This window comes from Allosphingosinicella sp. (genome assembly GCF_036570505.1).
In the GTDB taxonomy this organism is placed as follows: Bacteria; Pseudomonadota; Alphaproteobacteria; order Sphingomonadales; family Sphingomonadaceae; genus Allosphingosinicella.
The window spans coordinates 1-21,185 of record NZ_DATCYB010000083.1 but is presented as its reverse complement, the minus strand read 5'-3'; the positions used below and the strand labels follow the sequence as shown (position 1 = coordinate 21,185).

Genomic DNA, 21,185 nt, shown 5'->3' with positions numbered 1-21,185 from the left:
TGAATCAGATCATCGCGCCCAGCAGAATCCCCTAATAGATCCTGAGCCTAAGCCGCCTCCGACTTCCGCGACGCGCGCTTGCGTTCATGCGGATCCAGATATCGCTTCCGTATCCTAATAACCTTCGGCGTCACTTCGACCAGCTCGTCGTCCTGGATGTAGGCGATGGCCTGTTCCAGGGTCATGCGCTTGGGCGGAGTCAGGCGGATGCTGTCGTCCTTGCCGCCCGAGGCGCGGAAGTTGGTGAGTTGCTTGGACTTGAGCGGGTTGACCTCCAGGTCCTGCGGCTTGGCGTTCTCGCCGATCACCATGCCCTCGTACAATTTGTCGCCGGGGGAGATGAACAATATGCCGCGATCCTCCAGCGCGTTGAGGGCATAGGCGACCGCCTCGCCCTGCTCCATCGAGATGAGGACGCCGTTCTGGCGGCCCTGGATCGGGCCCTTGTAGGGGCCGTATTTCTCGAACAGGCGGTTCATGATGCCAGTGCCGCGCGTGTCGCTGAGGAACTCGCCGTGATAGCCGATGAGGCCGCGGCTGGGCGCGGAGAAGGTGAGGCGCGTCTTGCCGCCGCCCGAGGGACGCATGTCGGTCATCTCGCCCTTGCGCTGGGCCATCTTCTCGACGACCGTGCCCGAATGCTCGTCGTCGACGTCGACGACGACCGTCTCGTAGGGCTCCTCGCGGCCATTGGGGCCGTCGCGGAAGAGGACGCGGGGGCGGCTGATCGACAGCTCGAAGCCCTCTCGGCGCATCGTCTCGATAAGGACGCCCAGCTGAAGCTCGCCGCGGCCGGCGACCTCGAAGCTGTCATTATCGTGCGCGGTGGTGATGCGGATGGCGACATTGCCCTCGGCCTCGCGCTCCAGCCGGTCGCGGATGACGCGGCTCTGCACCTTGTCGCCGTCGCGGCCGGCATAGGGGCTGTCGTTGACCGAAAAGCTCATCGCCAGGGTCGGCGGATCGATCGGGCGGGCCGGGAGCGGGACCGTGACGGTCGGCGACGCGATAGTGTTTGAGACCGTAGCCTTGGTGAGGCCGGCAATGGCGACGATGTCGCCCGCCTGGGCGCTTTCCACCGCCACGCGGTCGAGGCCGCGGAAGGCGAAGACCTTGGTGGCGCGGCCGTCCTCTACGGGGTTGCCGTCGACGTCGATCGCCTTGATCGGCATGTTGACGTCGAGCTTGCCGCTCTCAATCCGGCCGGTGAGGATGCGGCCGAGGAACGGGTCGCGGTCGAGGAGGGTCGCGAGCATCTTGAACTCGCCCTTCGGATCGAGGCCGGGCGCGGGGACGTGGCTGACGATGGTCTCGAACATCGGCGTCAGGTCGCCCGAGCGGACGTCGTCGGTGAGGCCGGCATAGCCGTTGCGGCCGCTCGCGTAGAGGGTCGGGAAATCGAGCTGCTCGTCATTGGCGTCGAGGCTGAGGAACAGCTCGAAACATTCGTCGAGCACTTCCGCCGGCCGCGCGTCGGGGCGGTCGATCTTGTTGACGACGACGATCGGCTTCAGGCCCAGCGCCAGCGCCTTGCCGGTGACGAACTTGGTTTGCGGCATCGGCCCCTCGGCCGCGTCGACGAGTAGGATGACGCCGTCGACCATCGACAGGATCCGCTCCACCTCGGCGCCGAAATCGGCGTGGCCGGGCGTGTCGACGATGTTGATGTGGGTCGTCTGGCCGTCATGCTCCCACTCGACGGAGGTGCATTTGGCCAAGATGGTGATCCCGCGCTCCTTTTCCAGGTCGCTCGAATCCATGGCGCGCTCTTCCACGCGCTGGTTGTCGCGGAAGGTGCCGGACTGGCGGAAAAGCTGGTCGACAAGCGTCGTCTTGCCATGATCGACGTGGGCGATGATCGCCACGTTGCGGAGGCTCATTCAAAAATTCCCGATGGAGCGAAATATCGCGCGCCTATACGCGCGATATTGCGCCGCAACAAGGGCACGTTTCGGGCGCGAATAGACATTATGGACTCGGGACGCGAACGGGCGCAAGTCTGGCGCTCCTTCGGAAAGGGAGCGAAAACGATGCCGCAGTTCGTGATTGAACGAGAGATGCCGGGCGCCGGACAATTGAGCCAGGACGACCTCAAGGGCGCGTCGCAGGGCTCGTGCAGCGTGCTGCGGGACCTGGGCCCGGAAATCCAGTGGGTCCATAGCTACGTTACCGACGACAAGATCTACTGCATCTACCGCGCGCCGAGCGAGGATCTCATCCGGCGGCATGCCGAGACCGCGGGCTTCCCCGCCAACAGCATCGCCCAGGTGCGCGCGACGATCGATCCCACTACCGCCGAGTGAAGAAGCCACGCCAGGCGAGCAGCAGCCAGCCCGCGATCATCAGGATGCCGCCGAGGGGCGTGATCATGCCGAGCCAGCGGAATCCGGTCAGCGCCATCACGTAGAGCGTCCCCGAAAAGATGCCGGCGCCCAGCGCAAGGCAGGCGGCGGCAAGCCCCGTGCGCCGCATGGGCAAGGCCGCGATCGCGACAAGCGCCACCGCGTGCCACATCTGATATTGGACGGCCGTCTCCCACCAGCCCATTTGCCGCTCTCCCAGCGTATCGCCAAGGGTGTGGGCGCCGAATGCGCCGAGCGTCACACCGGTCGCGGCGAGGAGCGCGCCGGCGAGAAGGATAGATTTTCCGGACATGGCCTCTGCTCCTCTCGGTTAACGCCGCGTTAGCTATTCTGTCTCACTGATGCACGGTAATGATGCGGGGGAAGTGAACATGCGGCTGATCGTGCATATGGGTCTTCACAAGACGGGCTCGACCTACCTGCAGCACATCTTCAACGACAATCACGAGGCGCTGCTCGGCCGCGGCGTCTATTATCAGAAGCAGCCCGGCTATCCCGCGCACCACTTCGGCGCCTGGGACATATTGCGCGGCGACACGTCCGCGATCGAAACCATGGTGGGCGAGGCCCGCATCGCCGGCTGCCACACCATCATCCTGTCGTCCGAGGATCTTGAGGGTGCGATATTCGACCGTGGGACCGCCGCATCGATCGAGGCGGCGGCGCTCGCGTCAGGCGTGGAGGGGATCGAATGGCATATCTGCGTCCGCGATCCCGGCGAATATTTCGCCAGCCTCTACGCGCAGCTCCAGCATCATGTGTTCGCCGATCCGCTGGCCATGCTGTGCGAGGTGTTGCGCGACGGCATGATGATGATCCTCGATCCGTCGCCGGGCGAAAGGGCGACGCCTTACTGGTGCTATTGCTTCGATCATGGCCGCTATATTTCCGCCTTCGCGGCCGGGACGGAGCATCCGGTGATCCTGCACGATTTCAAGGATCGGGAACCGTTCCCCGGATGGCGCATCCTGGATCGCGTCGGCGCGCTCGACGCGATATCGCGGCTGCCCGGCCGGGAAGGCCGGAATGGCCGCCTGGAGGCCGACGCCGTCCGCGCCGGCTACCGCGATCGCATCCTGAATCTCGTCACGGACGAAGCCCGGCGCCGGAAGCTGTTGCCGCTGATCGACGCGCAGTTGCGCAGCAGCGGCGAGTCCGTCGCCTGTTACGCCGAGATAGTCGGCGACCAGTTCGCGGACAGCATGGCGGCCGCGCTTGCGGAATTCGGCGAGCGCCAGGGCGAGGGCAGTCCCGACCGCAGGGCCTGCGCGTAAGTCCGATCAGGCGATCCACAATCTGAGAAACCACGCCACCGTGCCGATCACGGCGACGCTCGCCGTCCACAGGCCGATGAACCAGGCGAGGCGCTTCCACAGCGGACCGGGCGCGGCACCGCTCAATGATAACCATCCTCGCCGACCTTGCCGCGGAAGACCCAGTAGGACCAGGCGGTGTAGCCGAGGATCAGCGGGATCAGCACGACCGAGCCTACGAGCATGAATATCTGGCTGCTTTCCGGCGCGGCCGCCTCCCAGATCGAGACGCGGCCCGGAATGACGTCCGGCCACATCGAGATGGCGAGCCCGACCATCGTCAGGGCGAAAATGACGAGCGTGAACAGGAACGGCATCCAGTCCCTCCCCCGCCCGATGCTCCACCACAAGGTTAGCGCCGCCGCGCCGAAAAAGAGCGGCATCGGCACCGCCACCAAAAGTCCCGGGAAATCGAACCAGCGCAGATAATATTTCGGCTCGACGAACGGCGTCGCCAGACTGACGAGGCCGATGGCGACCAGCAGGGCCGGCATCAGCCACCGGGCAAAGCGGCGCGCGTCTTCGTGCAGGCGGTCTTCGGTCTTCCAGATGAGCCAGGTGGCGCCGAGCAGGGCGTAGCCGATGACGAGGCTGACGCCGGTCAGCAGGCTGAAGGGCGACAGCCATTCCCACCAGCCGCCGGCATAGGCGCGGCCCTCGACGGTGATACCCTGGAGCAGGGCGCCCAATGTAATACCCTGCGCGAACGTCGCGACGAGGGAGCCGAGGAAGAAACCTGCATCCCACCATTTGCGGTGACCGGGATCACGCCAGCGATATTCGAAGGCGACGCCGCGAAAGACCAGGCCCAGCAGCATCGCGATGAGCGGCGCGTAGAGGGCGGGGAGGATGATGGCGTAAGCAAGCGGAAAAGCCGCCATCAGCCCGCCCCCGCCGAGCACCAGCCAGGTCTCATTGCCGTCCCAGACCGGCGCGACGGCGTTCATCGCCTGGTCGCGCTCCTTGCCGACGGTGAAGCGCGGGAAGAGAATGCCGATGCCGAGATCGAATCCGTCCATCACCACATAGGCCGCCACGGCGAAGGCGATGATGAAAGCCCAGATGACGGTGAGGTCGGGATTCATGAGCACAGCCTCCACAATCCTCCCCGGGACGGGGACGGGAACCGCGGCGCGAAGCGGCGTGGTGGAGGGGGCTCCGCGCGTGGCAATCGGGGCCCCCCACCATGCTTCGCATGGTCCCCTTCCCCGTGCCGGGGAGGATTTAGAGTCCGTCTCATCCTTCCGCTCCCTCGCTTCTGTCCGGACGCTGATCCGCGCCGCCATGGCCGACCGAGGCGGCGGGGGTGATGCCGGCGGTGCGGATCGGGGCCTCGGCGGGCTCGGGCTCGCCCGGGTGCGGCGGATGGGCCATCAGCTTCAATATGTAGAGCGTCCCGGCCGCGAAGACGGTGAAATAGACGATGACGAAGGCGACGAGCGAGGCACCGACGGCGGGCGAGGCGAGCGGCGACACGGCGTCCTCGGTGCGGAGCAGATTGTAGACCACGTAGGGTTGGCGGCCGACCTCGGTGGTGATCCAGCCGGCGATGACCGCGACGAATCCCGCCGGGCCCATCACCAACGCAAAGCGGTGCAACCAGCGCCAGTCGTAGAGGCGCCGGCGGGCGCGGGCGAGAAGGCTCCAGAGGCCGAGCGCGAGCATGAGAAAGCCGAGTCCGACCATGACGCGGAACGACCAGAAGACGATCTCCACCGGGGGCCGCTCATCGCGCGGGATCGTCTTCAGCCCCTCGACCGGCTCGTGTAGTCCGTGGTGGAGGATGAGGGATGAGAGGTTCGGTATCTCGATCGCGGCATGCACCGTCTCCTCCTCAGAATCCGGGATTCCGATGAGGATCAGCGGCGCGCCGTTCGGATAGCTTTCGAAATGGCCCTCCATCGCCATCACCTTCTGCGGCTGGTGCTCGAGCGTGTTGAGGCCGTGAAGGTCGCCGACGACTATCTGGATGGGCGCCACCAAAGCCGCCATCCACATCGCCATCGAAAACATCTTCCTGACATCCGGCAGGTCGCGGCCCTTGAGGAGATGCCAGGCGCCTACTCCGCCCACGACCAACGCCGTCGTCAGGAAGGCCGCGATGACGGTGTGGACGAGCCGGTAGGGAAAGCTCGGATTGAAGATGATGTCGATCCAGCTTCCGGCCGGCACGAACTGCCCCTGCTCGTTCATCGCCCACCCGGCCGGCGTCTGCATCCAGCTGTTCGCCGACAGGATCCAGAAGGCGGAGAGCAATGTGCCGGCCGCGACCATCAGGGTCGCAAAGTAGTGGAGACCCTTCCCAACACGGTTCATGCCGAACAGCATGACACCGAGAAATCCCGCCTCCAGGAAGAAGGCGGTCAGCACCTCATAGGCCATGAGCGGCCCGATCACCGGTCCGGCCTTGTCGGAGAAGACCGACCAGTTGGTGCCGAACTGGTACGACATGACGATGCCGGAGACGACGCCCATCGCGAAGGCGATGGCGAATATCTTCATCCAGTAGCGGAAGAGGTTGAGGTAAACCTCCTTTCCCGTCTTCAGCCACAGCCCTTCGAGCACCGCCAGATAGGAAGCGAGGCCGATCGAGAAAGCGGGGAAGATGAAGTGGAACGAGATGGTGAACGCGAACTGGATTCGCGCCAGCAGAAGGGCCGTCTCAGCGTCCGTCACCGTGCATGATCTCCAACGGTTCGGCGCTTCCTAAACCATCGGGCGCGGATATCCACCCCGATCGGCTGTTATTCGCGGCGCCGCGCTTGCGGCGGCTGCAACCATGACCAACCTCCTTCGTTTCGCCGTCAAAAGGAGTGTGTCATGGATTTCATCAAGAGCATGCAGCAGCGGGACTGGATCATCGCCGCCGTCGCGTTCCTGGCGGGAGCGATCATTTTCTAGCGGGGGTGCTAGCTACATCTCCGTTCGTCCCGAGCGTGTCGAGGGGCGCTGGCACGAACTCATCACACACGCCCCTCGACTTCGCTCGGGGCGAACGAGAGTAATTCCAAGGCTTGTAGGTCGGGTTAGCCAAACACCGACCAGCCGGTGCGCTCGACCAGCTTTTCGAGCGCGAGCGCGCCGACCTGGCTCGTGCCCGCACTGTTGAGGCCCGGCGACCACACGGCGATCGAGCCCTTGCCCGGCGCGATGGCGAGGATGCCGCCGCCGACGCCGCTCTTGCCCGGAAGGCCGATGCGGAACGCGAACTCGCCCGAATTGTCGTAATGGCCGCACAGCATCATCATGGCGTTGATGCGGCGGCAGCGGCGCGAGGCGACGACGCGCCGACCCGTCACCGGGTCGCGGCCGTCGAAGGCGAGGAACAGCGCCGCGCGGGCGAGTTGGCGGCACGACATGGCCAGGGCGCAGTGCCGGAAATAGGCGGAGAGCACGGTCTCCACGTCGTTGTCGAGCCGGCCGAATGCCTTCATGAACCAGGCGAGGCTACGGTTGCGGGAGCCGGTCTCCGATTCCGACAGGGCCACGCGGCTGTCGATGAAGATACCGTCGTCCTGGGCTTCCTCTCTCAGCAGCGCCAGCAAGTCGTCGATGAACGCATCGGCGGCGCCATCGCCGATGAGCTGGTCGGTAACGACCATCGCGCCGGGATTGATCAGCGGGTTGCGCGGAACGCCGCTCTCGCGCTCGAGCTGGACGATGGAGTTGAACGGGCTTCCTGAAGGCTCGCGCCCGACCCGCTTCCACAGCGCGGGGCCGACGCGCTCCAGCGCCAGGCCGAAGGTGAAGACCTTGGAGATGCTCTGGATCGAGAAGGGCTCGTCGCAGTCGCCGGCGCCGTGGCATTTCCCCTGCCCGTCGACGATCGCGATGCCGAACTTGCGCGGATCGACCTCGGCGAGCGCCGGGATGTAGCTGGCGACCTTGCCCGCGCCACGATGGGGTTCGACGGCGGCGGCGACGTCGGCGAGGATGGTCTCGATATCCATATCGACCTTGTCCCAGAGCCGCGTCGATTTTGCAAAGCGGGAGCCAATTGGGGCCCTGCGGTTGTAATGACCGTCTACATCCTTACCCTTAAAGGCATGCTCCATAGTATCGACGAGTCCCGCTGCCCATGTGCGGCATAGCGGGTGAGATTCATTTCAACGGCGGCAACGCCGACGCCGGCGCTGTCGCCCGGATGATGGCGAGCCAGGAGCGTCGCGGGCCCGACGCCTGCGGCCAGCTGATGCGGGGCCGGGTGGGCCTGGGCCACCAGCGGCTCAAGATCATCGATCTTTCCGACCGGTCGGCGCAGCCCCTGAGCGATCCGGACCTCCTGCTCGACATCGTCTTCAACGGCTGCATCTACAATTACCAGGCGCTGCGCGACGAGCTGGAGGGACAAGGCTACCGCTTCTTCTCCGGCGGCGACACGGAGGTGATCCTCAAGGCCTTTCACGCTTGGGGCACGGAGTGCGTGAAGCGCTTCCACGGCATGTTCGCCTTCGCCATCCACGAGCGCGAGAGCGGGCGCGTCGTGCTCGCCCGCGACCGGTTCGGGATCAAGCCACTTTATTATTCGGAGACGCCGGAACGGCTGCGCTTCGCCTCGACCCTCCCGGGCATCGTCGCGGCGGGCGGCGTCGACACCTCGATCGACCCCGAGGCTTTGCAATTCTACATGAGCTGGCACGCGGTCGTGCCGCCGCCCTGGACGATCCTGAAGGGCGTTCGAAAGATGGCGCCCGCCACGGTGCGCGTGATCGAAGCGGACGGCTGCAGCCAGGAGCATGTCTATTGGGATCCGCCCTTCGGCGCGACGGCGGACGATGCCGTTCGCACGACCGCGGATTGGGAGGAACTGCTCCACGCCGGCCTCCGCACCGCCGTCGAACGGCGGATGGTGGCCGACGTGCCGGTGGGGGTGCTGCTCTCCGGCGGGGTCGATTCCAGCCTGATCGTCGGCCTCCTCGCCGAGATGGGCCAGCACGGCCTTTCCACCTTCTCGATCGGCTTCGAGGAAGCCCATGGCGAGAAGGGCGACGAGTTCAGATATTCGGACCTGATCGCCAACCATTACGGCACCGACCACCACCAGCTCTTCATCCCCTCGTCCGACTTGTTGAAGGAACTGCCCGGCGCGATCGCGGCGATGGCCGAACCGATGGTAAGCTACGACAATGTCGGCTTCTATCTCCTCTCCCGCGAGGTCGCGAAGCACATCAAGGTGGTGCAGTCCGGCCAGGGCGCCGACGAGGTCTTTGGCGGCTATCACTGGTATCCGCCGATGGCCGGCGCCAACGATCCGGTCGAGACCTATGCGAAAGCCTTCTTCGATCGCGACGCCGCCGCGCTGCACCGGCAACTCGGGCCGGAATGGCGGAACGGAACCCTGCCGCTCGAATATGTGCGCACCCATTTTGCGGGCCCCGGCGCCGACGATCCGGTCGACAAGGCGCTTCGCATCGACAGCAACGTGATGCTGGTCGACGATCCGGTGAAGCGGGTCGACAACATGACCATGGCGTGGGGACTGGAGGCGCGCGTGCCCTTCCTCGACCATGAGCTGGCCGAACTCGCCGCGCGCATTCCATCCGACCTGAAGCTCGCCGGCGGCGGCAAGGGTATTTTGAAGGACGTCGCGCGCAAGGTCATCCCCGCCGAGGTCATCGACCGGCCCAAGGGCTATTTTCCGGTTCCCGCGCTCAAATATATCGAGGGGCCCTATCTCGACCTGGTCCGCGACGCCCTCACCAGCCAGGCGGCGAAGGAGCGCGGCCTGTTCGACCGCGATTATCTCCAGACCCTGTTCGACGATCCGAGCGGCCACATCACGCCGCTGCGGGGCTCGGAGCTCTGGCAGGTCGGCCTGCTCGAACTCTGGCTCCAGCAACAGGGCGTCGGCTGATGCGCCGGCGGCAGCGAAAGAGCGAAGCCCGGCTGGAGCGGGTGCACCGCCAGCATCATTATGTCGAGGGCGAGCGGCCCGAGCCCAATGCCATCGTCGACTGCGGCTGGGGACGCCTGCTCTTCGCCAACACCTTCGACGATGTCGATCATCTCGTCTCCGAAATCCGCGCCGAGGGCCCCGAGCAGCGCGACATCGCCATCTATGTCAGCGACCCGCATGTCCTCATCGGCACCGCGCCGGCCGAGCTCTTCCTCGATCCCTCGCACACTTACCGGCTCAACCTCGCCACCTACCGGCGCTGGGCGCGCAAGCCGTCGGGCTTTTTCATCCGCCGGATGATCGCGGACGCCGACGCCGAAGCGGTGAACCGCCTCTATGCGCTCGGCAACATGGTCCAGGTCCGCCCCGACTTCTTCGAAAGCCGCGGCGAGCGGCGCGAGCTCGTCTATTTCGTCGCCGAGGACGAAGAGACCGGCGCCGTGATCGGCACCGTCACGGGCGTCGATCATATCCGTGCCTTCGACGATCCGCAGAAGGGCTCATCGCTCTGGTGCCTGGCGGTCGACCCGCAGACCGGCCACGCCGCTGTCGGCGAGGCGCTGACGCGCTGGCTGGCCGAGCATTTCATCGCCCGCGGCGCCGGCTGCATGGACCTCTCGGTGCTGCACGACAATGAAGGCGCCATCGCGCTTTACGAAAAGCTCGGCTTCACCCGCCTCCCGCTCTTCTCGGTCAAGCGCCGCAACGTCATCAACGAACGGCTGTTCGTCGGCCACGACCCGGCCAAGGACATGAACCCCTATGCCCGGATCATCATCAACGAGGCGCGGCGCCGGGGCATCGGCGTCGACGTGCTCGACGTGGCCGGCGGCCTCTTCCAGCTCTCCTCGGGCGGCCGCGTCATCAAATGCCGCGAGAGCTTGAGCGAACTCACCAGCGCCGTCGCCCTTTCCATCTGCGACGACAAGCCCATGACCCGGCGTATCGTCGAGGCCGCCGGCGTGAGCGTTCCGGAACAGGTCGAGGCGGACGACAGGGAAGCGGTGCAGGCGCTCCTCGAACGCGGGGGCTCGCTGGTCGTGAAGCCCGCGCGCGGCGAGCAGGGGCGCGGCGTCGCCGTCGATCTCGATACGATGGAGAGCGTCGAGACCGCGATCACCAACGCTTCCGCCCATTCGGATCGCGTCATCGTCGAGAGCTTCCACAACGGCGATGACCTGAGGCTGATAGTCATCGCTTACAAGCTTGTTGCCGCCGCGATCCGAAGACCGGCCGAGGTCGTCGGCAATGGCCGCGATAGCGTGAAGGCGCTGATCGAGCGTCAAAGCCGCAGGCGCTCCGCCGCGACCGGCGGCGAATCCACTATCCCGCTCGACCCGGAAACCGAGCGTTGCGTCGCCAAGGCGGGCTATCGGCTGAACGATGTGCCCGACGAAGGCGTAAGCTTTCCCGTGCGCAAGGCGGCCAACCTCCATACCGGCGGCACGATCCACGACGTGACCGAGCTTGTCCACCCGCGCCTCGTCGAGGCGGCGGTGACGGTGGCGCGCGCGATCGACATTCCCGTCGTCGGCGTCGATTTCATCGTGAAAGACCCCGCCGAGCCGGCCTATGTCTTCATCGAAGCCAATGAGCGCCCCGGCCTCGCCAATCACGAACCTCAACCGACGGCGGAGCGCTTCATCGACCTGCTCTTCCCGATGAGCATGCCGGCGGCCGCACGCGACCATGCAAGGAGGCACGATGCCGTCACCGGACATTGATAGCGATTATCTGAAGGAGCAGCTGAAGCAACTCCTCTCCATTCCCAGCCCGACCGGCTACACGGACACGATCGTCCGCCATGTCAGCGAGGAGCTGGACCGGCTCGGCATCGGCCATAGCGTCACCCGCCGGGGCGCGATCCTCGCCTGCTATCGGGGCAAGCAGGTTGAAGGCGCGCGCGCCGTCGTCGCCCATCTCGACACGCTCGGCGCGACGGTGAAGCGGATCAAGGAGAATGGCCGGCTGGAGCTGGTGCCGATCGGCCATTGGTCGTCCCGCTTCGCCGAAGGGGCACGGGTCACGCTCTTCACCGACGAGGGCTCCCTGCGCGGCTCCATCCTGCCGCTGAAAGCCTCCGGCCACACCTTCAATGTCGAGGTGGACACGCAACCGGTCGCCTGGAGCCAGGTCGAGGTCCGCGTCGACGCCGACAGCTACGATCGCGGCAGCACCGAGGCTCTCGGCATCAATGTCGGCGATTTCGTCGCCATCGATCCGCAGCCGGAGTTTCTCGACAACGGCTACATCGTCTCGCGCCATCTCGACGACAAGGCGGGCTGCGCGGTCTCTCTGGCGGCGCTGAAGGCGATGGTCGACGGCGAGATCGAAACGCCGGTCGACATCCACTTCATCTTCACCATCACCGAGGAGGTCGGTTCGGGCGCCTCATCGGTGCTGCTCGACCACGTCGTCTCGATGGTCTCGATCGACAACGGCACCACCGCGCCGGGGCAGAACAGCTCCGAATTCGGCGCCACCATCGCCATGGCCGACCAGGTCGGGCCCTTCGATTATCACCTGACGCGCAAGCTCATTCGCCTCTGCGAGCAGAACAACATCCACCACCAGCGCGACGTCTTCCGCTACTATCGCTCCGACAGCGCCTCGGCGCTCGAGGGCGGCGCGGACGTTCGCACCGCGCTCATCACCTTCGGCATCGACGCCAGCCACGGCTATGAGCGCATCCACATGCACGCCCTCAATTCGCTGGCCGAGCTGACGGTGCTTTACGCGGCCAGCGACGTGGAAATCAGCCGCGACGTCGAGGAGCTCGCCGGCATCGAAGGCTTCACCGACCAGCCTAGCGAACCGGCGCCTCAACATGAAGATGTGCCTCCGCCGCCGGAATGACGGCTACAGCCAGCGCCCCGCCCAGGCCGAAATGACGTCGGCCGCATAATCGGCGTCGCGCGACCCGGTCAGAAGATGGTCGGCACCATCGAGCGAGACGAAGCTTTTGGGGTGCCGCGCTGCCTGGAATATCTCGCCGGCATTGTCGATGCCGACCACCTCGTCGGTCGGCGCGTGGAGGATGAGGAGGGCGCGGCCCAGCTCCGCCAACCGCGCCGCCTGGTCGTGCCCGCGCGTCTCGGCGAGGAACTCCTGGCTGACCCGAAACTCTCGGCCAGCCAGTTTGACTTCCGCCTCTCCCTCCGCCTCGATCCGCTCGAGCGCGGGGCCGAAATGCTCGAGCACATGCTCGACGTCGAACGGGGCGCCAATCGTAACGACGGCCTTCGCGGAGGCGATGCGCGGTGCCGCCGCGATGACGGCCGCGCCGCCGAGGCTATGGCCGACCAGCAGCGCCGACGCGTCACCGCGCGAGTCCAGGAATGACGCGGCGGCGATCAAATCCTCGACATGGTCTGAGAAACCTGCCTTGCCGAAATCGCCCTCGCTGTCGCCGAGTCCGGTGAAGTCGAGCCGCAGCGTGGCGATGCCGAGCGCCGCCAGCCGCCGCGCGATCCGCACCGCGGCGATATAGTCTTTTCCGCAGGTGAAGCAGGGCGCGAACAACGCCACGCCCCGCACCTCGCCGCCCGCCCTCTCCAACCGCGCGGCGAGGCGGGCGCCCCGGCCGTTGTCGAAGGTCAACGCTTCCGTGGAACCGGCCACCCGCTACACCGACTCCGGATAGATGGGCTGGATGTCGACCGGGATGTCGCTGGTATTGGCCAGCACTGTCTCGACATTCTCGTCGAGCCGGGCGTAGCGTTCGAAGAAGGCCTTGGTGCCTTCGTAGTCGCCATTGCCCTGCAGGCGGACGAGTTCGGCAACGAGGTCGCCGATGCCCGCCTCCATCTTGTCATAGTCGACGCGGTAGCGCTGCTGGGCCTCGTCCCAGGTAAAGGCGCCCTTCTCCTTCAGGTAGCTGTACTGAACGGCGGCGCCACGCCCGTGCGCCTCGTCGATGCCGAAGCGGACGGCGCGGAAGATGCCGGCGAAATAGGTAGCCAGCGCCTGCTCGCGCTCGGCGGCGGGGAGCTCGCCCCGCTCCATCATGTAGAGGATGTTGTAGACGCCCATGACGTCCGCCTTGCCCTCCTCGCTGGCGGAATAGACCTCCTTCAGCTCGGCGTTGACCGTCGTCTCGCGCCCGTCGACCGTGATCGTGCCCGGCCCGAGGCTGTGCGACAGCTCATGGAACAAGGTTTCGTTGGTCATATATTTCTTGCTGACCAGCTTGGCCTGTTCCGGCACCAGGATGAACGGCGCCATCGGCGCGAGGATGCGGTCGTATTTGGCGCCGAGCACGTTCGCCAGGATCACCTTCTTCGCGCCCTTCGCCTCGCGTACGCGCTCGTCGTTCGGCAGGTTGAAGGCGATGGTCTGGACGCCGGGCACATTGTCTCCGCCGCCCTGGACCTGGTCGGCGACGATGATCGGCGATTCAAAGCCGCGCTCGAAATTCTTGTAGCGGTCTTCGATCGGGAGATTCGCCTCCATGTCGCGAAGCATGGCCTTGTATTTGTCCAGGTCGCCGCTCGCTTCGGGGTCCTTGACCGTGACGAAGGCCTCGAAGGCGGTCTTGGTGCCGTAGAGACGGTCGGTATAGACCTCGTACGGCCCGACCACGACCTCGATCGGCGTGTCCTTGAGGTCCATCCAGGCGAGCTCGGACTCATAATATTCGTTCGTCCGGAACGCCTCGGCGCGGAGCGTCAGGAATTTCTTGAGGCTGGCGTTGCCGGTGATCGCCGCCGCCTGTTCGAGGAGCTTCGCCGCCGGCTCCAGCCACTGCTTATATTCCTCGCTGTACGGCACGGCGACGAGTTGGTCGCCCTGGCGGCGCACCACGGTGTAGCCGCTGGTCAGCGCCTCCTTCTGGTCCGGGTGCGCGGCGAGATAGGCGTCGAACTCGGCCTTGGTGAGGTCGGTCGGATAGAAGCCCGCGCCCTCCGGCCACTCGGTCGTCCCCCAGAAAGGATGGTTCTCGGCGAGCGTGTCCCACGGCCCGAAATGGAGGTCGTACATGTCGAGCAGAAGCGCCTGGTCGGCGCGCCGCGTTCGTTCGATCGCGGTCCGGATTTGCGGATTCTCGACATAGCGTTGGCGAAGATAGATGGGATTCATCAGGTCGGCCGCTTGGATGAGCAGGTTCACCACCTGCCGCTCCTCCGCACTGAGGAAGCTGGTGTCCGGGTTCATCTCGATCTTAGCGATCTTGGCGCGCTGCGCGGCAAGATCGTATCCCGCCTCCTCGCCCGGCGGCGGCGCCTCGGGAGCCGGCTGCGCTTCGAACGCGGGCGGCAAGGGCGGGTTCTCGACCGGCGGGGTCGTCGTGCAGGCCGCTGTCGTTACCATCAGCAGAGCCAGGATCGCTTTACGCATGGACTCTCTCCTCGAAGTTCGTTGTCAGCGGCTTAGCGGCCCAGCGCGCGAATTGGAACGGCGGCGGCACGGCTTTTCCGCTTCCACCAACGCGGCAACGGCTGTTCGGGTGCAGTGGAGGGGGTCAGCGCGGCGGTTCGATGACAACGACGGTGACATTGTCGATCCCGCCCGCCGCCAGCGCCGCCTCGACGAACGCATCCGCCGGGTTTTCCGGCCTGGCGAGGAGGAGCCCGGCGATGCCGGCATCGTCCACCATGTTGGTGAGCCCGTCGGAGCAAAGGAGGATGAGGTCGACATCCTCCCATCTGACTCTCGCGACCAGCGGATCGAGAGGTATCGGATGGCGCGAACCGCCTAAGCATTGCGTCAAAACTCCGCCGCCGAGGGCATGATCCTCGCTGATCCTGACGAGCCCGGTACCGGTCAACGCATATATCCGGCTGTCGCCGACATTGAACGCCAGCACTTCATTGTCGTGGAGCACGACACCGGCGACCGTCGTGCCCATGCCCGCGAGCGCGGGCGCCGTCGCGACCGCGCCATAGAGGCGCGCATTAGCCGTATCGAGCGCGGCGGCGACCTGGTCTCGATCGGCGAGCCCAAGCATCCACGGCGCCAACGCCTCGACGGCCAACGCGCTCGCCACATCGCCCGCCGCGTGCCCGCCCATGCCATCGGCGACCAGGGCCCAGCCGCCATTCGCGGAGAGGGAGCCGCACCAGCGCTCCCGCTCCGGACCCGATCGCCATCCCGGAACGGCGCAGACATCCTCGTTGCCCGCCCTGACAAGGCCGATGTCGGTCGCCGCCCAGGCGGCGCAGGACCGCTGAATTGGCACGCGCCCACATCTCCTGCCGAAGGACAGGACGATAGTCGATGCTCAAGAAATCGGCCAGCACCGGCAACGCGAAGATGGCTGGATGCCCCGCGTGGATTCGAACCACGATTGACGGAGTCAGAGTCCGTAGTCTTACCATTAGACGACGGGGCAGAGAGGGGCGCGAAATAGGCGGCGCGGCGGGGGCTGTCAACGCTGCTTGCCGGTGCCCATAGGCCACGCGCTTGCCCCGACGCGGCAACCCATGTAATTTAACGGCAAGTCAAGGGCGGCAATGCGTCGCCTGAACGAGAACATAAGATTGGTTTCGAGCATGGCGCAAATGGCCGCCACGGCTCCGCAAACGCCGGGACCCGTGCCGGCTCAAGCGGCCCCAGCCCGCCCTTTCCAGCGGCGGTATTCCCCTCGGCACACCTATGGCGCGCTTGATCTGGGGACCAACAATTGCCGGCTTCTGGTCGCGCGACCGGTGGAGAACGGCTTCACCGTCATCGACGCCTTTTCGCGGGTCGTGAGGCTCGGCGAAGGCCTCGCCGCCAGCGGCCGGATCAGCGAAGCGGCGATCGACCGCGCACTCTCCGCCCTGTCCGTCTGCTCCGAGAAGCTTCGCCGCCGACGCGTGTCGCTCGCCCGGTCGGTGGCGACCGAGGCGTGCCGCCGCGCCGTCAACGGACGCCATTTCGTCGAACTGGTCTATAACGAGACAGGGATCGCGCTCGACATCATCGCGCCCGAGGAGGAAGCGCGGCTGGCGATGCTCGGTTGCCACCGGCTCCTCGAACCGGGGGACGGTCCGGCCCTGATCTTCGACATAGGCGGCGGCTCGACCGAACTGGTGCTGATCGACACGGACGGCGGCCACACGCCCCGCATAAAATGCTGGTGGAGCGCACCTTGGGGCGTCGTTTCCCTGACCGAGAGCGAGGGCCGCGATTTTACCGACGCCGAGGAACGGCTCGCCGCCTATGGGCGGATGCGCGAGCGCGTGCGCCACGCCTTCCGCCGCTTCGTCGAGCTGTTGCCGGCCGACAAGGAGAATATCCGCCTGATGGGGACGAGCGGCACGGTGACCACGCTGGCGAGCGTGCACCTGGCCCTGCCAAGCTACGACCGAAAGGCGATCGACGGGCTGATGGTGCCGGCCGATTCGATGCGCGAGGTCAGCACGATGCTGTCGCGCATGTCGCTGGCGGAGCGTTCCGGCCTGCCGTGCATCGGCCATGAGCGCGCCGACCTGGTCGTCGCCGGTTGCGCGATCTTGGAAGCGATCATGGACATCTGGCCGGCCAAGACGCTGGGCGTCGCCGACCGCGGCATCCGCGAGGGCATATTGCGCTCGCTGATGGCGCGCGACGGCCACAAGATATGAGCGCCTCCGGAAGGAGCGGCGGCCTCAAGACCCGCGTGAAGACGGCCAAGGGACGAAAGGTCGGCTCCACCCGCTGGCTGGAGCGGCAGCTCAACGATCCCTATGTGAAGCGCGCCCGGGCGGAAGGCTATCGCTCGCGGGCGGCCTACAAGCTGATCGAGCTAGATGAGCGGTTCGGCTTTCTGAAGGGCGCGAAGCGCGTCGTCGACCTCGGCATCGCGCCGGGGGGCTGGAGCCAGGTCGTGCGGCAAAGGCTTCCGCAATCGAGCGTGGTCGGCATCGACCTTCTCCCCACCGATCCACTCGACGGTGTCACGATCCTCGAGATGGACTTCATGGACGAAAAGGCGCCCGATCGGCTCAAGGAAGCGCTCGGCGGCCCGGCCGACCTCGTCCTCTCCGACATGGCCGCCAACACCGTCGGCCATCCGCAGACCGATCATTTGCGCACCATGGGCCTCGTCGAGGCCGGCCTGCTGTTCGCGACCGAGGTGCTGCGGCCCGGCGGCTCTTTCGTCGCCAAGGTTCTGGCGGGCGGTGCGGATTCCGCGCTGGTGGCCGAGCTCAAGCGCAACTTCGCGACGGTGAAGCATGCCAAGCCGCCAGCCAGCCGAAAGGGCTCGTCGGAATGGTATGTGGTCGCTCAGGGATTCAAGGGCGGATAACGGCTACCTTCCTATCACCTTGTCGAACGCCGCCGTCGCCCGTTCGAACTTGTCGCGGCAGCCAGGGTTGCAGAAGCCGACCACATGGCCGCGATAGCGGGTGAGCGAATCCTCGGCGACCGGATTACCGGACCAGGGGCAGGTCGCCGCGTCCTTCAATAGCAATCGTGTCATGCCACCTCCTCGACCTCGATCACCGGCTCGTGCGTCACCGGAAAGTTCACCGAGCGGGCGATGAAGCAGACCGCATGCGCCTCGTGATGAAGGGCGTTCGCCTTTTCGGCATCGGCGCCCGCCGCGACCGTGACCTTCGGGCGGAGCACGACGCTCGAAAACTGGCCGGCCCCACCCGGCTCCTCCATCATCACGCCCTCGGCCGCGTCTTCATAGGCGGTCACGACGATGCCGGCCGTGGCGCAGAGGTGGAGATAGGCGAGCTGATGGCAGGCGGACAGCGCCGCGACCAGCAGCTCCTCCGGATTCCAGCGCGAGGGATCGCCTCGAAAATGCGGGTCGGACGAACCGGGAATATCGGGCTTGCCTCCGCCGCTCAACAGGTGAGCGCGGCCATAAGCGCGATAGGAGGATGTTCCGCTGCCCTCATTGCCGGTCCAGGTCAGCCCGACGCCGTAGCGATGCTCCCTCGCCATGATCCCTCCATCGACAGAGCCGTCCGGCAGGACGGCGTTTATTTCGCGCGCGCCTCGCCGATGGCCGTCTTCAGCGCCTCGTAACCGACGGCACCCTGCAACACCTGGTCGCCGACGACGAAGGTCGGCGTTCCGGTCGCGCCGACGGCGCGGGCCAGCTGGTAGTTTTTTTCGAGCTCGGCGCGGACGTTGGCGGGTGAAACGGTCGCCGTCACGCCCACCGCCTTTTTCGCCTTCGCGATATTGGCCTCGGTGGGACGACCAAGCTCGAAGAGCGTGTCATGGAATTCGCCGAAATCGCCTCCCCTCGCCGCGGCGAGGCTGACCGCGGCAGCCGCCTCGCTGCCCGGCCCCAGAACCGGAAGCTCGCGCCACACGACTTTCAGATTATCGTCCTCTTTGAGCAGGCGTTCGATATCGGGATTGCTCTGGCGGCAGAAGCCGCAGGCATAGTCGAAGAATTCGACCAGCACGACGTCGCCGTCTTTCGCGCCTGCCCAGGCGCCGGCGAAGGGAGTCTCGTAGGCCGCACGGTTGGCGCCGATCGCCTGCGCGAACTGCCGCTGCTGAAGCTTTTCGATGGCTTCGGGGATGACCTCGGGATGGGCCAGGAGATAGTCGCGGACGATCCGCTCGACCCGCTCCCGGTCCGGGTCCGAGGACAGCCTGCCGCTCTGGGTCGCGAGCGCCACCACCGCGCCGCCGATCAGCAAGCCGACGAGACCTGCTCCCAGGCTCTTTCGCCATGCCGATGAACTGCCTTCGGCCGCGCCGCGCGGCTCGCCCGAAATCTCGGCCACTATCTCTTCTTTTCCTTCTCGACGGCCGTGCGGGAGACCATGGCGATGTCCTGTGCGCGTATCCAGTCGGGCGTGCCCTGGGGAATGCCCTGCATCGCCTGCTCCGCGCTGACAAGCGCCAGTCTCGACCGACCTTCGAGATTATGCCGCTCGGCGGTGGCGAGCGAGGCACGGGCATGGTCGCCCTCGCGGTCGTAGACGATGCCGAGCTGATACCAGGCGAAGGGATTGCTGTTGTCGCGCACCACCGCGGTCTTCAGAACCTTCTTGGCCTCCTCGAAATTGTCGCCGTCCTCGGTCGCGATCAGAGCGTGGCCGAGGAGGGCCGAGATGAGCGGTTCCCTGGGCGCGATCTCGACCGCCTTGCGCAGCGAGGCCAGCGCCTGCTCAGGCTTGCCGGATTCGAGCAGGATCTGACCCTTCAGCTCCAGGAAATAGGGATCGTCGGGCTTCTCGGCGAGCAGGCTGTCGATCTCGTGCTCCGCTTTGTCGGGGTAGGCACTCTTGTGCCAGGCATAGGCGCGGGCATAGCGGGCGGGAATGCTCTGGTCGGATTCCGGATAGCGGATCAACGTCTGCTTCGGATCGAGGACATAGCCGGCGAGCTTCGCCTTGATCCGCTGGAAACGCGCCTCGAGCGCGGGATCGGTCGGCGTGTCCCAGGCCGGATCCTTCTGGTACATGCTTTCCAGCACGCTGATGCGCTGGCCGGTAAGCGGGTGGGTCCGGGCGTAGGCGTTGTCCTGCGGGATGGCGAGGCGGAACTCCATATTCTGGAGCCGGCGGAAGAAGGAGAGCGAGCCCTTGCCGCTGATGCCCGCCTTCGACAGATATTTGGCCCCCGCCTGATCGGTCGAGGATTCCTGCGTGCGGCTGTAGGCGAGGAACTGGGTCATCGCCGCCTGCTGGCCCGCCGCCATGATCCCGGCCCCCGCCTCGCCGGCGCCCGCCGCCATCGCCGCCGCGCCGAGGAGCAGCGAAAGCAGCGTGATGCTGGTGGCGACCTTCATATTGTCGCCGAAATGGACGACATGGCCGCCGGTGATATGGCCGAGCTCGTGCGCTATGACGCCCTGCACCTCGTTGGCGGACTCGGCGGCGGTGACCAGGCCGGAAAAAACATAGACAACCTGGCCGCCGGCGACGAAGGCGTTGATGTCGTCGCTGTGGAGCAGGACGATCTGGACGTTGTCGGGCTGAAGTCCGGCGGCCTCCTTGAGGGGCCGGGACATGTCGCGGAAGAACGCCTCCGTCTCGGCGTCGCGCAGCACGGACTGCGCCATCGCGGGCTGGACGACCATGGCGAAGCTCAGGGCCAGCAGCATGAGCAGCCGGCCAAGGAAATTGCCCCGCTTGCGCGACGTCTGGGAAGCGTCAGCCATGGCTCGCCCTATCCTCATCCACGCCTGAACCCGACATGAAACGGGCCGGCCCCCGGCTTAGCAGAGGCGCGGACCCGATCATACCGTCAGGCGATCAACCGCCGAAGGTGCGCTGCCACCAGCCGCGTCGCGGCGATCCTTCCTCGCCGTCGATTTCCTCACCAGCGCCCGCGCTCATGTCGGCCGACTGGCGCTCGAGCATCGGCGCTTCCGGGGACGGCTCCGGCGCCTTTTTGGCGCGGCTCCGCCGCTTCGGCTTCTCGGCCGATTCTTCGCTGTCGTTGGCCGCCTGGGGCGCTGCTTCCGGGGCGGGAGCCACTTCGGTGGGCGCCTCGGATTTCGGCTCGGCCTTCTTGCGGCGGCTGCGCTTCGGCGTCGGCGCGGGTTCCTCGGCCATTTCCGGCACAGGCTCGATCACGAGTTCGCCGGACGGCGCCTCGGGGGTCGGCGCGGCCGCACCCTCGCCCTCTTCCTCTTCCTTCTTGCGGGCGCGCGGACGGCGGCGAGCCCTTTTCGGCTTGTCCTCGCCGGCCTCGACGGCGGGCGCCTCGGTCACGGGCTCGGCATCG

The 21,185-nt window shown here is 66.2% G+C and carries 20 protein-coding genes, 1 tRNA gene and 1 pseudogene; 7 read left to right on the top strand and 15 right to left on the bottom strand.

Features of this window, described 5'->3' with window-relative positions:
- Positions 1-47 precede the first annotated feature (47 nt).
- A complete protein-coding gene (typA, locus tag VIR62_RS10420; RefSeq protein ID WP_431871049.1) occupies positions 48-1,880 on the bottom strand; it encodes a translational GTPase TypA in 1,833 nt (610 codons plus the stop codon).
- Between the two features lie 150 nt (positions 1,881-2,030).
- Between typA and VIR62_RS10415 the strand changes: the two genes are divergently transcribed.
- Entirely contained in the window at positions 2,031-2,303 is a 273-nt protein-coding gene (locus tag VIR62_RS10415; RefSeq protein ID WP_431871047.1) for a DUF4242 domain-containing protein, read from the top strand.
- On the opposite strand, the gene VIR62_RS10410 is transcribed toward VIR62_RS10415, so the two are convergent.
- Positions 2,290-2,655 (bottom strand): DUF423 domain-containing protein, encoded by a 366-nt coding sequence (locus tag VIR62_RS10410; RefSeq protein WP_431871045.1) that lies wholly within the window; start codon positions 2,653-2,655, stop codon positions 2,290-2,292. The genes VIR62_RS10415 and VIR62_RS10410 overlap by 14 nt on opposite strands.
- A gap of 79 nt (positions 2,656-2,734) precedes the next feature.
- On the opposite strand from VIR62_RS10410, the gene VIR62_RS10405 reads away from it, so the two are divergent.
- Complete coding sequence (locus VIR62_RS10405) at positions 2,735-3,637, top strand: hypothetical protein (RefSeq protein ID WP_431871044.1); 903 nt, start codon at positions 2,735-2,737, stop codon at positions 3,635-3,637.
- A gap of 6 nt (positions 3,638-3,643) precedes the next feature.
- Here the strand turns inward: VIR62_RS10405 and VIR62_RS10400 are convergent, their stop codons facing one another.
- The 4 genes from VIR62_RS10400 to VIR62_RS10385 all read right to left on the bottom strand — a co-directional run bounded on the left by VIR62_RS10400 (position 3,644) and on the right by VIR62_RS10385 (position 7,626).
- Entirely contained in the window at positions 3,644-3,763 is a 120-nt protein-coding gene (locus VIR62_RS10400) for a DUF2474 family protein (protein ID WP_431871042.1), read from the bottom strand.
- On the bottom strand, positions 3,760-4,761 hold the full coding sequence (gene cydB, locus VIR62_RS10395; protein WP_431871040.1) for a cytochrome d ubiquinol oxidase subunit II: 1,002 nt from the start codon (positions 4,759-4,761) through the stop codon (positions 3,760-3,762). Before cydB ends, VIR62_RS10400 begins: the two co-directional genes overlap by 4 nt.
- A 151-nt stretch (positions 4,762-4,912) precedes the next feature.
- Positions 4,913-6,352: a cytochrome ubiquinol oxidase subunit I gene (locus VIR62_RS10390; protein WP_431871039.1), complete on the bottom strand. Its 1,440-nt coding sequence runs from the start codon at positions 6,350-6,352 to the stop codon at positions 4,913-4,915.
- Between the two features lie 350 nt (positions 6,353-6,702).
- Positions 6,703-7,626, bottom strand: coding sequence for a glutaminase (locus VIR62_RS10385; RefSeq protein WP_431871037.1), 924 nt, complete (start codon positions 7,624-7,626; stop codon positions 6,703-6,705).
- A gap of 128 nt (positions 7,627-7,754) precedes the next feature.
- Here VIR62_RS10385 and VIR62_RS10380 point away from each other — a divergent pair, with 128 nt between their 5' ends.
- Genes VIR62_RS10380 through VIR62_RS10370 form a run of 3 tightly spaced genes read left to right on the top strand, consistent with a single transcriptional unit; the run spans position 7,755 to position 12,428 of the window.
- Positions 7,755-9,530, top strand: coding sequence for an N-acetylglutaminylglutamine amidotransferase (locus VIR62_RS10380; protein WP_431871035.1), 1,776 nt, complete (start codon positions 7,755-7,757; stop codon positions 9,528-9,530).
- A complete protein-coding gene (ngg, locus tag VIR62_RS10375; protein WP_431871033.1) occupies positions 9,530-11,296 on the top strand; it encodes an N-acetylglutaminylglutamine synthetase in 1,767 nt (588 codons plus the stop codon). The genes VIR62_RS10380 and ngg overlap by 1 nt, the downstream gene beginning before the upstream one ends.
- Complete coding sequence (locus VIR62_RS10370; RefSeq protein ID WP_431871032.1) at positions 11,277-12,428, top strand: osmoprotectant NAGGN system M42 family peptidase; 1,152 nt, start codon at positions 11,277-11,279, stop codon at positions 12,426-12,428. Before ngg ends, VIR62_RS10370 begins: the two co-directional genes overlap by 20 nt.
- A gap of 3 nt (positions 12,429-12,431) precedes the next feature.
- Here VIR62_RS10370 and VIR62_RS10365 read toward each other — a convergent pair whose 3' ends face one another.
- The 4 genes from VIR62_RS10365 to VIR62_RS10350 form a co-directional block, all read right to left on the bottom strand.
- Positions 12,432-13,193 (bottom strand): alpha/beta hydrolase family protein, encoded by a 762-nt coding sequence (locus tag VIR62_RS10365; protein ID WP_431871030.1) that lies wholly within the window; start codon positions 13,191-13,193, stop codon positions 12,432-12,434.
- 3 nt (positions 13,194-13,196) lie between these two features.
- Positions 13,197-14,909: a dipeptidyl-peptidase 3 family protein gene (locus VIR62_RS10360; RefSeq protein ID WP_431871028.1), complete on the bottom strand. Its 1,713-nt coding sequence runs from the start codon at positions 14,907-14,909 to the stop codon at positions 13,197-13,199.
- 124 nt (positions 14,910-15,033) lie between these two features.
- Positions 15,034-15,750, bottom strand: a complete 717-nt coding sequence (locus VIR62_RS10355) for a PP2C family protein-serine/threonine phosphatase (RefSeq protein ID WP_431871026.1) — start codon at positions 15,748-15,750, stop codon at positions 15,034-15,036.
- 79 nt (positions 15,751-15,829) lie between these two features.
- Positions 15,830-15,903: transfer RNA gene (locus VIR62_RS10350), tRNA-Gln, on the bottom strand.
- A 160-nt stretch (positions 15,904-16,063) separates the two neighbouring features.
- On the opposite strand from VIR62_RS10350, the gene VIR62_RS10345 reads away from it, so the two are divergent.
- On the top strand, positions 16,064-17,119 hold the full coding sequence (locus VIR62_RS10345) for a Ppx/GppA phosphatase family protein (RefSeq protein WP_431871024.1): 1,056 nt from the start codon (positions 16,064-16,066) through the stop codon (positions 17,117-17,119).
- Positions 17,116-17,784 (top strand): RlmE family RNA methyltransferase, encoded by a 669-nt coding sequence (locus tag VIR62_RS10340; RefSeq protein WP_431871022.1) that lies wholly within the window; start codon positions 17,116-17,118, stop codon positions 17,782-17,784. The genes VIR62_RS10345 and VIR62_RS10340 overlap by 4 nt, the downstream gene beginning before the upstream one ends.
- A 3-nt stretch (positions 17,785-17,787) precedes the next feature.
- On the opposite strand, the gene VIR62_RS10335 is transcribed toward VIR62_RS10340, so the two are convergent.
- The 5 genes and pseudogenes from VIR62_RS10335 to VIR62_RS10315 form a co-directional block, all read right to left on the bottom strand.
- Entirely contained in the window at positions 17,788-17,958 is a 171-nt protein-coding gene (locus VIR62_RS10335; protein WP_431871021.1) for a glutathione S-transferase, read from the bottom strand.
- A complete protein-coding gene (locus tag VIR62_RS10330) occupies positions 17,955-18,434 on the bottom strand; it encodes an OsmC family protein (RefSeq protein ID WP_431871019.1) in 480 nt (159 codons plus the stop codon). Before VIR62_RS10330 ends, VIR62_RS10335 begins: the two co-directional genes overlap by 4 nt.
- 38 nt (positions 18,435-18,472) lie before the next feature.
- Complete coding sequence (locus tag VIR62_RS10325; RefSeq protein ID WP_431871018.1) at positions 18,473-19,234, bottom strand: DsbA family protein; 762 nt, start codon at positions 19,232-19,234, stop codon at positions 18,473-18,475.
- Complete coding sequence (locus tag VIR62_RS10320) at positions 19,234-20,616, bottom strand: M48 family metalloprotease (protein WP_431871017.1); 1,383 nt, start codon at positions 20,614-20,616, stop codon at positions 19,234-19,236. Before VIR62_RS10320 ends, VIR62_RS10325 begins: the two co-directional genes overlap by 1 nt.
- Positions 20,617-20,710: 94 nt before the next feature.
- Positions 20,711-21,185: pseudogene (locus VIR62_RS10315) on the bottom strand (ribonuclease E/G); the annotation flags it as partial.